The sequence below is a fragment of the Nostoc sp. genome (assembly GCF_036918015.1).
In the GTDB taxonomy this organism is placed as follows: Bacteria; Cyanobacteriota; Cyanobacteriia; order Cyanobacteriales; family Nostocaceae; genus Nostoc.
This window is the reverse complement of the sequence record NZ_JBALEO010000096.1, coordinates 1-11595: the sequence shown is the minus strand read 5'-3', so window position 1 is coordinate 11595 and position 11595 is coordinate 1. Positions and strand designations below refer to the sequence as shown.

The 11595-nt window shown below is 42.5% G+C and carries 9 protein-coding genes; 4 read left to right on the top strand and 5 right to left on the bottom strand.

Annotated features, from left to right (window positions below):
• Positions 1-408: 408 nt before the first annotated feature.
• The 5 genes from V7K61_RS30305 to leuC form a co-directional block, all read right to left on the bottom strand.
• On the bottom strand, positions 409-1953 hold the full coding sequence (locus V7K61_RS30305; RefSeq protein ID WP_335059357.1) for a calcium-binding protein: 1545 nt from the start codon (positions 1951-1953) through the stop codon (positions 409-411).
• A gap of 558 nt (positions 1954-2511) precedes the next feature.
• Complete coding sequence (locus V7K61_RS30300) at positions 2512-2946, bottom strand: type II toxin-antitoxin system VapC family toxin (protein WP_335059355.1); 435 nt, start codon at positions 2944-2946, stop codon at positions 2512-2514.
• Positions 2943-4889, bottom strand: a complete 1947-nt coding sequence (locus tag V7K61_RS30295) for a DUF4209 domain-containing protein (RefSeq protein WP_335059353.1) — start codon at positions 4887-4889, stop codon at positions 2943-2945. The genes V7K61_RS30300 and V7K61_RS30295 overlap by 4 nt, the downstream gene beginning before the upstream one ends.
• Positions 4890-5050: 161 nt before the next feature.
• The gene (gene leuD, locus V7K61_RS30290; RefSeq protein ID WP_335059351.1) at positions 5051-5659 is read right to left on the bottom strand and encodes a 3-isopropylmalate dehydratase small subunit; all 609 of its coding nucleotides are present in this window, start codon (positions 5657-5659) and stop codon (positions 5051-5053) included.
• 107 nt (positions 5660-5766) lie between these two features.
• Positions 5767-7170 carry a 3-isopropylmalate dehydratase large subunit gene (leuC, locus tag V7K61_RS30285; protein ID WP_334703602.1) on the bottom strand — a complete coding sequence of 468 codons (1404 nt, stop codon included), beginning with the start codon at positions 7168-7170 and terminating at the stop codon, positions 5767-5769.
• Positions 7171-7502: 332 nt separating this feature from the next.
• Here leuC and V7K61_RS30280 point away from each other — a divergent pair, with 332 nt between their 5' ends.
• From V7K61_RS30280 to V7K61_RS30265, 4 genes are all read left to right on the top strand, one after another.
• Entirely contained in the window at positions 7503-8852 is a 1350-nt protein-coding gene (locus V7K61_RS30280; RefSeq protein ID WP_335059349.1) for a P-loop NTPase fold protein, read from the top strand.
• A 30-nt stretch (positions 8853-8882) separates the two neighbouring features.
• The gene (locus V7K61_RS30275) at positions 8883-9020 is read left to right on the top strand and encodes a hypothetical protein (RefSeq protein WP_335059347.1); all 138 of its coding nucleotides are present in this window, start codon (positions 8883-8885) and stop codon (positions 9018-9020) included.
• A 203-nt stretch (positions 9021-9223) separates the two neighbouring features.
• Positions 9224-9412 carry a hypothetical protein gene (locus V7K61_RS30270; RefSeq protein ID WP_251958101.1) on the top strand — a complete coding sequence of 63 codons (189 nt, stop codon included), beginning with the start codon at positions 9224-9226 and terminating at the stop codon, positions 9410-9412.
• Positions 9413-9582: 170 nt separating this feature from the next.
• Positions 9583-11595 (top strand): nSTAND1 domain-containing NTPase (locus tag V7K61_RS30265; protein ID WP_442936387.1); only part of this gene is annotated, 2013 nt, incomplete at its 3' end.

Sequence of the window (11595 nt, the reverse complement as noted above, 5' to 3'; positions counted from 1 at the left end):
CTGTCGCAGGTATTGCGCGAATCGACAAAAAACCTAAATTTCATAAATCGTAACTTGGGCTAAGTATCTTAACGGAATTTGCTCCTAGAGATAGAAATATCGTATTTCTGCGGTATATAATGTAGCATTTGATAGCTATTCTAGGAAAATTTACGCTAGCTGCGATCGCTCCAGCCAAGGTAGATACACCTGCGATTTCAAATCTACAAACGCCTACAACTGCCCAATTTGCCTTCTGCCTCCGTAACCTCATACTTCATACAAAAGAAAACTGCTGTAAAATCCTCCCCGTACTTGAAGTATGAGGAGGATTCAATTAGCTCAAATTAGCAATCATCAATATTGCTAATTTGGATTTAGCTGTAAGCTTGCAGACATGCCTTAGCTTCTACGGATTTTAAGAGATGTTTACGCAACGATCTCAAAGTTTGTCGCTGATAATAATGGTGGGGCTGTGAATTGATTGTTATCGTTATCAATGTTGGCAAACAGACTACCTGTCCCAAAGCCTGGTGATGTCAAGTTTTGGTTGAAGAACAAGTTGCCAGTTCCAAGACTGTAAGTAATGAGTCCAGAGCTAGTTGCAGCTGCTGCATCATTAGCTACTATCCTAATTTGGAACAGATTATTGAGTCCGCCAAAAGTTGTCTTATCGAGGACAATTTTATCGCTAAAGTTGCTGAAGTCAGTAATTTTATCTACACCGAGATCGGGACTATTGTACCCAGCACCTGAATTGAATACAAAGCGATCGCCACCAGCACCACCAGTCAGGATGTCATTACCTTTACCACCTCGTAATGTATCATTACCAGCATCTCCATAGAGTAAGTCATTGCCAGCACCACCATAGAGAATATCATTACCCTCACCACCAAAGGCTCTCAACGGTGTCGCTGTACCACTACCATCCAGGAAGTCATTGCCAGCCCCACCTGTGAACCAGACTGCATTTACAGAAGTTCCTGAGAGGTTGTTGACATCGAGGGTGTCATCACCTCCACCACCATTGATTTCAAACCTCTCTGCACTGTCTACAGTCAGAGTGAAGGGAACCAAATTCAGCCGATCGAAGATTGCTCTGCCTTGACCATCTTGTTGCAGGCGGAAGTTGTCTCCCACACCCGCGCCGTTGACCTCAACCACGTCAAAGCCAGCGTTACCACTGATTCTGTCGCTACCATCACCATTGTTCCAGATCAGGCGATCGTTGCCGTTTCCGCCAGTGAAGGTGTCGTTGCCACGATTGCCGAGTATGGTATCGTTCCCGTCCCCACCAGATAGAAAGTCGATACCATCACCACCTCGTAACAGGTCATTACCAGTATCACCATAGAGGTTATCACTGCCAGTACCACCTGTCAGGCTATCATTACCCTCACCACCCAAGGCTCTTAACGGTGTCGCTGTACCACTACCATCGAGCACATCATTTCCTGCCCCGCCTGTGAACCAGACTGCATTTACAGAAGTTCCTGAGAGGTTGTTGACATCAAGGGTATCATCACCTCCACCACCATTGATTTCAAACCTCTCTGCACTGTCTACAGTCAGAGTGAAGGGAACCAAGTTCAGCCGATCGAAGATTGCTCTGCCTTGAGCATCTTGTTCTAGGCGAAAGTTGTCTCCTACACCCGCGCCGTTGACCTCAACCACGTCAAAGCCAGCGTTACCGCTGATTCTGTCGCTACCGTCACCATTGTTCCAGATCAGGCGATCGTTGCCGTTTCCGCCAGTGAAGGTGTCGTTGCCACGATCTCCGATTAGGGTATCGTCTCCATTGCCACCGGATAGAAAGTCGATACCATTGCCACCTCGTAACAGGTCATTACCAGCATTTCCAAAAAGGCTGTCATTTCCATCCAAACCATTGAAGTTATCAGAAGCGGCATTACTAATACCTATATCTGCTCCATTGGTCGGTACTGGGCCTGGAATCCAAATTACTGCCATGATTAATACTCCTAATTCTTAATTTCTCTAAGTGAACACTGAGTTACTAATACTTCATTTTTAATAAATGTATGGAAGTACTAGTTTCTCTCTATGAACTACAAAACTTATAGTTTTTAGCTGCTAAGTATTACTCAGAGATATTTTCTTGTTTTATGCAGAATATTGGTTTTTGTAAAACTTCTTCACTATGAATTTTAGAGACATACCAGACTGTATACTGACTTTTCACGTCATCTTAAAAAGAACCAATAGCTAGCAAATGCCTTGTGTAAACTAGGTTCAACTGATTGAACGATTGTCGCTAAAGTTTAAAATAGTGCTTATGATGTACGAGGACTGAATACCTGATGGTTAAATTTAGCACCTAAGTCTGAAGTCCATACACTGTTTCAAAGATATTAATCACACAGTCACAAATGACTTCTATGAAGAGAGCAAAATCTTGTTAAAAGTAGTATAAAAAAGAATTTTAAGCGTTATTACAAAGCGTAAGACCAGTATCTTCCCTAGTGTGATAGGCATTATATTAAACACGTGATTTGTTTTCGTGTGTTTTTAAGAATACCCATCCATAGTCCAATCTTGAAGACATAAATTAGGAACTTTGTTAAAATCTTTTTGATTACGCATAACTAAAATTGCTCCCTTAGCCAGAGCGATCGCAGCAATTCTTAAGTCTTGCGTACCTACCTGGATTTTTTGCTGGCGCAAACTCTGGTAGCGACTGTATGCTGCATCGTCGAACTCCAGCAAATTCATACTACAAAAGTAAATCTGGGTTATTCGCAAATTTCTATGAGCAACTGCTAGCAGTTCTGGTTTAGTAGCACACTTGCTAATAGAAGCTAGTCTGCCTTTCAATTGTTCTTCGAGTGTGACTGTTGTAATAAATATGTTGGAACTTCCGACAGCTTGAGCGCGTTGTAAAATTTTAGAATTACCATGTTGAGAAAGAGTAACATGATCGGTATCGAGGATATATTGGCTCAAGCTGACTGATTCTCCTCTAAGGAAGCTTCATAAGCAGCTACTTCTGCATCTAATTCACGTCGATTTGCTGCCATATCTTCTACAAAATCATCAAAAAGTGGGTCATCTTTGAAAATACCATCAAATTTAACCCAAGGATTGGACTCTTCAAACTGCTGTTGCTGTTTCAAGATTGGTAAACAACAAAGCCGTAATGTAACCCACCATAAGTAAGACATGATAGGGCTGTTGAACTCACTATCATTAATTAAACCGTGAGCCATGCGGTTTCTTAAATTTGAACCGGAACGTTCAATTAGCAACCCTTGGAGATCAAAAAGTGTGTCTTCGTCAAAAATTGAGTTTATTTGTGGATAGTTGCGAGGGAAAAGAGTAGTATTCAAATCACGTTCATCTTCAATTCCCTTATCGATATCAATTTTTGAGGGTAGCGCACCGTGTTTTCGGAGTAGATAACGGATAGAATTCTCAATTTGAGGAATGAGAAGATGAGTTGAGGTGAAGAAGTCTCCGGTTAATCCAGCATAAAGCCCTTTCGCAAACTGCTGTTCTCTACCTGGTGGCACAAAGGGGTTATTTGAAACAATTGGAAATAAGTCTTCTACTTGTACATTATGTTCCAAAATTATTTGATCTTTTGCTGGCTCAGTATAAGCTAGAACCTGAAGTTGTTGATAGTAGATTGCATTTTTGTACATCTCAAAACGAATTGATTCTTCTATCTGCTCTGGATTATTGGATAAGCCTAACTTGGGCTTACGAGCTACAACTTTACCCATCTGATTAATCATTGAAGATGGGAATAAATGATATATGGGATTTTCAACAGCTATTTCCAAGACTTCTTGTCGAAGCTGAGACACTTTAGGTGGTGTTCCTAGAAATGCTAGAGAAAAGAGTGCATTATAAAATTCTTTACCTTTAACGTGCGATCTGGCTATATTTACTTGAACACTAATATCTGTTTCATGAGACATAGAAACTAACTCATTTAAGGATTGTTCCTGATACTCGCTACGAAGCTTGCGAACCTCTTCGGCTCTTTCTTTTGCAGCGATAGTTTCTTCCTTAGTACCTCGGACATTCATGAAAGCTTCAAAAGCTTTCTCCATAAAATGTGATGCTTTTAGGTAGCTTGCATCTGTACCCTTAAGGCTATCTTCAGCTTCCTTGACATAGGTTTCAGCAGCCTGCATTTGCGCTGTACGTTCCTGTTTTGTATCTTTTTCAAGACGATGCCATTGTGCTTTAATTTCCCAATAGTTTCTTGCTCTACGCCAATCATTCGCTGATTCTGATATGGTTGCGGCTTTCTCAGCTAGAACAGCATATTTATTAAAATCACCGCGTTTGTGTTCTTGCAAAAGCTCCATAAGCTTTGCTGATAAAAACTTTGGATCTTTTCCATTGCAGCGTTCAAGAACTTTCTCTATATGTACAATAACATCTTCAAATTTATGATTAATTTTGCGTGCTAGCCAAAGCGCCCGTTCAATTCTAGCGAAACAGAAAGTCCAGTTTTCAGGATCTTCTAATTCTGCGGCAGATTTTAAGTAATCTGTGACTGCTAACTGCGCCATTTTATAATAGTCACTTCGTTTGCTAGTCCAGAGAATATCTGCAATTCGTGCTTGAAGCTCTGGATCTGAGACTTCATCCACAATCTCAGCCAAAAAATCTAAATGTTCACTCGTGAGATGCTCGACAAATTTAGCCAAAAACTCCTCATTTGATCCCCGTTGTATTGGAGTAACAGTCACAGACTTGAGAATCTCAAAAACTGCATAGTTTCTATCATTTCCTGTCTCTTGTGCCTCCTGTGCTTTGTTATAGAAGCCGCTATAATAGGCACGACACTCCTTTCTATCGCTGCTATTAATCACATCTTGCCAGCAAGAGTTAATGAAATCTTCTTTAGTGAGGGGAGTGTTTATTGATGACATAATTTAAAGATATTTGCTGATAAGCCGACTATGCTGTTAAATTTCCAGCAGATCAGACTATTGTTAGCTCTATCTCAATATTAACGCCTAGTGCATTGCAGCAATGGAGGCGGTAGCCCACCAATGAGTATTCCCCGGCAGAGCCAGGGAACGAGGAAATGCTAACTTGCGGCTAAATTGCCCCAACCGACGTAGGGTAACTTTGCAGCCGTTGCCCGAACTTGGTCAGCATTCGCCACTAACTGACCGCAAGCGTCCCAAGTTCCAGAAATAAATGTGCTTCTTGTACCTTCACCGATCGCAACTGGGGCAATGTAATCACCAATTTGCACTTGCAAGGTTTCCAAATTCACTGTCACGGTGGCTTGAGGATTGGCAGTGACTAACTCTTGCAGTTGTTTAACAGTCACAGCATCGGCTGTCAGACAAGGTATACCCATTGCCACACAGTTACCGAAAAAGATTTCGGCGAAGCTTTCACCGATTAAAGCTTGGATTCCCCATTTTGCGATCGCTTGGGGTGCGTGTTCCCGTGATGAACCACAGCCAAAGTTACGGTTGACTATTAAAATATTCGCGCCTTTGTATTGGGGTTGGTCAAAGGCATGTTCACCTTTAAGTGCTGTCCGGTCATCAATAAATGCGCCTTCGCCTAACCCATCAAAGGTAACGGCTTTCAAATATCGCGCGGGAATGATGCGATCGGTATCTATATCATTGCCCACTAAGGGTATACCGCGCCCTGAAACTGTTTTAACTTCACTCACCATAGTTTTATATAGAAAACGAACCGCAAAGAACGCAAAGGACACAAAGAAAGAAAGAAAGAAAGAAAGAAAGAAAAGTTTAAGAGATTTCTCTATGCTAGGAAGTGGAGTTATAGCAACTCGCGCACATCAGAGACTTCGCCTTTAATCGCAGCTGTGGCGACCATTGCCGGACTCATTAACAATGTCCGACCGGAAGAGGAACCTTGTCTTCCTTTAAAGTTGCGGTTGGAGGAAGAGGCGCTGATTTGTCTTCCTTGTAGCTTATCGGGGTTCATGGCTAGGCACATAGAACATCCCGGTTCGCGCCATTCAAATCCGGCTTCCTGAAAGATTTTATCCAGTCCTTCAGCTTCCGCTTCTTCCTTCACCCGTTCAGAACCAGGAACAACGAAGGCTTTAATTCCCTCGGCAACGTGGCGACCTTTGGCGATTTTTGCCGCTTCTCGCAAATCAGTAATTCTGCCGTTGGTGCAACTACCAATGAAGCAGACATCTATTTTAGTGCCCTTGATCGGTTGACCGGGATATAAATCCATGTAGCGGTAAGCTTCTTCGGCAATAAATCGGTCTTCTTCTAGCAGTTCTTCTGGCTGAGGTACTGACTGGTTGACACCGATACCTTGACCGGGAGTAATTCCCCAGGTGACGGTAGGAGAAATTTCCGCAGCGTCGAATACTACTACATCATCGTACTGGGCATCTGCATCGCTCTTGATGGAATCCCACCAAGCCACTGCTTTATCCCAATCTGCATCTTTGGGTGCAAAATCTCTGCCTTTGAGGTAATCGTAGGTGACTCGATCGGGATTGACGTAGCCGCATCTAGCACCGCCTTCGATCGCCATATTGCAGACTGTCATCCTCTCTTCCATATTCATTTGTTCAAATGTCGTACCTGCAAATTCGTAGCCATAGCCCACACCACCTTTCACGCCAAGGGTGCGGATGATATGCAGGATGACATCTTTGGCGTAAACTCCTGGGTTGAGAGTGCCGTTAACTTCAATTTTGCGGACTTTCAGTTTGGAGAGGGCGAGGGTTTGGGAAGCGAGAACATCCCGGACTTGGCTAGTACCGATACCAAATGCGATCGCACCAAATGCCCCATGACTGGAAGTGTGACTATCTCCACAAGCGATCGTCATTCCTGGTTGAGTCAGTCCGAGTTCGGGAGCGATGACGTGAACTATACCCTGACTACCAGAACCGATGTTGTAAAAAGTTATGTTATTTTCTTGACAGTTATTTTCGAGTGCCTGAATCATTTCCTCTGCCAAGCTATCGGCAAAGGGACGCGCCTGATTTTCTGTGGGCACAATATGATCGACTGTGGCGACGGTACGCTCTGGAAACAGTACTTTTAGACCCCTCTCGCGTAACATAGCAAAGGCCTGGGGACTGGTGACTTCATGAATTAGGTGAAGCCCGATAAATAGTTGCGTCAGCCCTGAGGGAAGTGTACCAACGGTGTGTAAGTCCCAAACTTTGTCAAACAGGGTACCTTTGCTCATACGTCAATCAATATTTAAGGAGTCCGGCCTTAAATAGTATCAAAAAAAGTCTAAGTTTTTGCAGATCACTTAAATATTAGTTGCAGCTTTGTACTCTTATTTCTCTGTGCCGCGCCAGTTGCTACAACGGGGGAAACCCCCGCAACGCACTGGCTTCTCTATGCCTCCGTGGTTTTATTCTTCTTTAACGAACCGCAGAGACGCAGAGGACACAGAGGAAGAGAGGTAAAAGCGGAAATTGTCCGAAATAGTGAGATGCAAAGATGTAAATAACTTTATCCTTTTCCACAAGGATATGTTAAGACAATACCAGATTATTGCATTACCACGTTATGTCCATAGATTTACGGGAATTTTATCAGGCTAGCGATCCCAGCAGAACTTTGTTTGTCAACAATAGCTCTGATGGCAAGTATTATATAGATTTTTCCTCGGTACGAGGTGGTGATATTCTTGGCAAGCTGAAGCAGAAGATTACTTTTTTTAAGCCGAATGAACCCACTTGTACTTTATTTACTGGGCATATTGGTTGTGGGAAATCGACAGAACTATTACGGTTACAGGCTGAACTGGAAAAGTTAGGCTTCCATGTCGTCTATTTTGAGTCCAGTGATGACTTGGAAATGACCGATGTCGATATTGCTGATGTGCTGCTAGCGATCGCTCGGCGGGTGAGTCAAAGTCTTGATAAAATTACTCTGGAGTCACCCAACAAGTTTAATGAATTGCTGCAAGGTGCTTGGAAGGTCTTAAACTCCGAGGTTACGGCGGGAAAAGTTAAGCTTCCGGTGCTTGGTGATGTCGGTTTATCCGCAGATAAAGATAAGTTTTCTCTGTCTGTGGGCATTGGGGAAATCACCGCGAAAATGAAAAATGACCCAATGCTGCGAGAAAAACTCAATCAGTATTTAGCACCGCAAAAAACTAAGCTGCTGGAAGCGATTAATCAAGAATTATTGGAACCTGCGATCGCTAAACTCAAACAGCAGGGTAAAAATGGTTTGGTGGTAATTGTCGATAATCTTGACCGCATAGATAATCGTGCCAAACCTTGGGGTCGTCCGCAGCAGGAATATTTATTTGTCGATCAGGGTGAGTTTTTGACGAAGTTGAATTGTCATCTCATCTACACCATGCCTTTGTCTTTGAAGTTTTCCAATGATTACGGAATGCTGACTCAGCGTTTTCCAGAAGACCCCAAGGTGTTACCAATGGTACCTGTGCAATGGTCTAATGGCAGTGTTCATACACAGGGAATGTCACTCATGCAGCAGATGGTACTTGCTAGAGCTTTTCCTGATATCACACCAGAGGAGCGTTTAAGTAAAGTTACCGAGATTTTTGATAGTGCTGCTAGCTTAGAGCGGTTATGTAAAATGAGCGGTGGTCATGTGCGGGACGTGCTGAGGCTGCTGAATACTTGGATTATGGAAGAGATGAGTCTTCCCTTAACTCGTGAAACCTTAGAGCAAGTGATTCGTTCTCGTCGGAATGAAATCATGTTGCCGATTTCTGAGGATGAGTGGCAATTGTTACGTCACGTCAAAGAAAGGAAAAAGGTGAGTGATGACCACGGATATCAAAAACTGATTCGCAGTCGGTTTGTGTTTGAATATCGCGATGGTGGCGAGTCTTGGTTTGACGTTAATCCGGTTTTGGCAGAGGCTAGGGAGTTGCAATGAGGAATCAGGGAACCGATGAATAATTAGATTATGAAATCAGAAACCAAAAATGTTTTGTTAAAAGCTTATGCACAATTGCACCAAATCACAGAAGAATTATACTCAGCCTCAGATAAAGCCATAGAAAACAACGATTTTGAGGACGCTAGCTTATATCATGTCCACTAGATTACTTATTAAACCCGAAGAACCCCACCCCGCCAAAGCTACGCTTTGTCTCCCCTCCCCGCAGGCGGGGAGGGGTTGGGGGTGGGGTGCAATAACTGTGGAAATCATTATTATACGGACATGATATTACTCGCTAGTAGAGCAGATAGACTTTATGAAGAGATAGAAAATTTAGAGATTGTAATTTCAGAACAGGAGGAAATATGAAAACAATCCAAGAGTTAAAGACTCGTATTCAAGAACTCAGTAAACAAGCTGTTGAATTTAGTAGAAAAGCATCTGAAGTATGCTTAACTGACCGTCAGCAAGCCAAGTATTTTAGACAACAAGCAAGAGAAGCTAGCAAACGCACTCAAGTATTGATACAGGAATTAAAACGCCAGGAAGTTTAATTTTGTAGTCAACTTAGAGCCAGGGCGAATGCAATTCGCGGGTATACAAACATGGATGCTTTGTGGGTAGTCCACCTCCGTGGACTAAGTAAGGAAAAATTGAGTGTTTATAACCCACGGAGGTGGGTAAAGCCTCTTGTAGACGCGGTTTCTAACCGCCCTTTTAACTTATGACAGACTCGCAACCATCACAAGATGATCGTGTAAACAGCGATGTCTCCGACGGGCTACGCCTACGCACTCTGAAGCAATTAGCTTGGGCAATAGAATCCTCTGTGGGACAGTTTAAGCTGATTTTGGCACGGTGTAATTATGCTAGCTTGCGCGATCGCTTAATCTCCAGACTGCAAGAAATTTGTCAAGTTGAAATTCGTGTCTTGACGGTGCAGCAATCGAACAGGACTCTCTATACTGCCATTCAGGAAGAATTTGGCGCAGAAACACCAGCCTGTGTGATGGTTGTGGGTTTGGAATCTGTGCAGAATTTGTCTGTGATGTTAACTTCTGCAAATCAAGTGCGAGAGGAGTTTCGCAAGAATTTTGCTTTTCCCTTAGTGTTGTGGATTGACGATGAAATTTACAAGCATCTAATACAGCTGGCGCCAGATTTGGAAAGTTGGGCAACTACGAGAGATTTTGCCATATCAACACAAGAATTAGTAGATTTTATCATCCAAACCGCTAATCAATGGTTTAGTAATAATCTAAAATTTAGCGTCAATGTCTATCTTAAGCTGGAAAATGAATTAGAAGCAGCGCAAAGAGATTTAATTAAAAAGCCAGATTTTTATAATTTAGATATTCAAGCTAATTTAGAATCTTTATTAGGTTTTATTAAACAGATAAATAATCAAAAAGATTCGGCGTTAGAGCATTATCACAAAGCTTATCAGCTCTGGCAACAAAGTCATAATTTAGAAAGGCAGGTAAAAATCCTCGGTGAGATTAGCTTTTGCTATTATCTCAAAGCTTTGAAGCATCAAGATATCAATTCTCAAGATGGGCAGACAACTTGGCATTATCTTCAAGAGTATATAAATTTTATTAGCCAGTTTAAAAGTCCAGATTTAATTGCTAACGCAGTAGTGAAATTCGGTGATATCTTGCGAGACTTGAAAAAGTGGGAAATATTGCAGAGTCTTTCGGAACAAGCTTTAGTAATCCATCAAAATAACAAGCAGCCAAGGGAAATAGCCAAAGATTACGGTTTTTTAGCTGAGGTGGCTTTGGCTCAAAAAAACTGGGTTAAAGCAAATCAGTTAGTTAAGCAAGCATTAGAAGTTTTTGCTGCGATTCCAAATCTGGAATCAGCTAATATATCAGGGATTTTATCTGATATTCCCGAAAGGGTTTTAAAATCAAAAGACTTGAGCTTATATCAATTTATTTTAGGTCGTTCTCAATACTATTTAGGTCAAATTCAAGAGGCAACTCTCAGCTTAGAAACTTCTAGGGATGTGGGTAATCCCCTAGAAGATGTCAGGCTTTACTTGGATATTCTCAGATTTTTGCAGCAGCTTTATTTTGAGCAGAAAAAATATCTCAAAGCATACAAAATTAAACAGCAGCGGCGTTCCATTGAACAGCAATTTGGCTTGCGGGCTTTTATTGGTGCGGGTAGGTTAGAAGCTACAAAACAGGCATTTGTAGAGACATTGCGCTCAAACTATCCTCAAGGGAACATTGCCCCAGAAATTGCTGCATCTGGTCGTCTTTTAGATGTAGAACGTTTAATTGAACGCATGGGTCGCCCTGATTATAAGTTGATAGTAATTCATGGGCAATCGGGTGTAGGCAAAAGTTCCCTGGTGAATGCGGGACTGATACCAGCTTTAAAGAATAAAGCCATCGGCACTCAAGATTATTTGCCGGTGGTAATGCGCGTTTACACCAACTGGGTGGAAGAGTTGGGGAGGCTTTTGGGAGGGAGTGAGGAATGGAGAGTTTGTAGAGACGCGATGAATCGCGTCTCTCCTGAGTGGGGAGAGTCAGAACCTCAACGTTCAGCCTCTGAACTCGGAACTTCGACCTCTGAACTCGGAACTTCGACCTCTGAACTCGGAACTCCGACCTCTGAACTCGGAACTTCGACCTCTGAACTCGGAACTTCGACCTCTGAACTCGGAACTTCGACCTCTGAACTCGGAACTTCGACCTCTGAACTCGGAACTTCGACCTCTGAA

Coding starts and splice junctions, on each gene's coding strand:
- V7K61_RS30305 (WP_335059357.1), bottom strand. CDS start 1,953: ATGGCAGTAATTTGGATTCCAGGCCCAGTACCGACCAATGGAGCAGAT.
- V7K61_RS30295 (WP_335059353.1), bottom strand. CDS start 4,889: ATGTCATCAATAAACACTCCCCTCACTAAAGAAGATTTCATTAACTCT.
- leuD (WP_335059351.1), bottom strand. CDS start 5,659: ATGGTGAGTGAAGTTAAAACAGTTTCAGGGCGCGGTATACCCTTAGTG.
- leuC (WP_334703602.1), bottom strand. CDS start 7,170: ATGAGCAAAGGTACCCTGTTTGACAAAGTTTGGGACTTACACACCGTT.
- V7K61_RS30280 (WP_335059349.1), top strand. CDS start 7,503: ATGTCCATAGATTTACGGGAATTTTATCAGGCTAGCGATCCCAGCAGA.
- V7K61_RS30275 (WP_335059347.1), top strand. CDS start 8,883: ATGAAATCAGAAACCAAAAATGTTTTGTTAAAAGCTTATGCACAATTG.
- V7K61_RS30270 (WP_251958101.1), top strand. CDS start 9,224: ATGAAAACAATCCAAGAGTTAAAGACTCGTATTCAAGAACTCAGTAAA.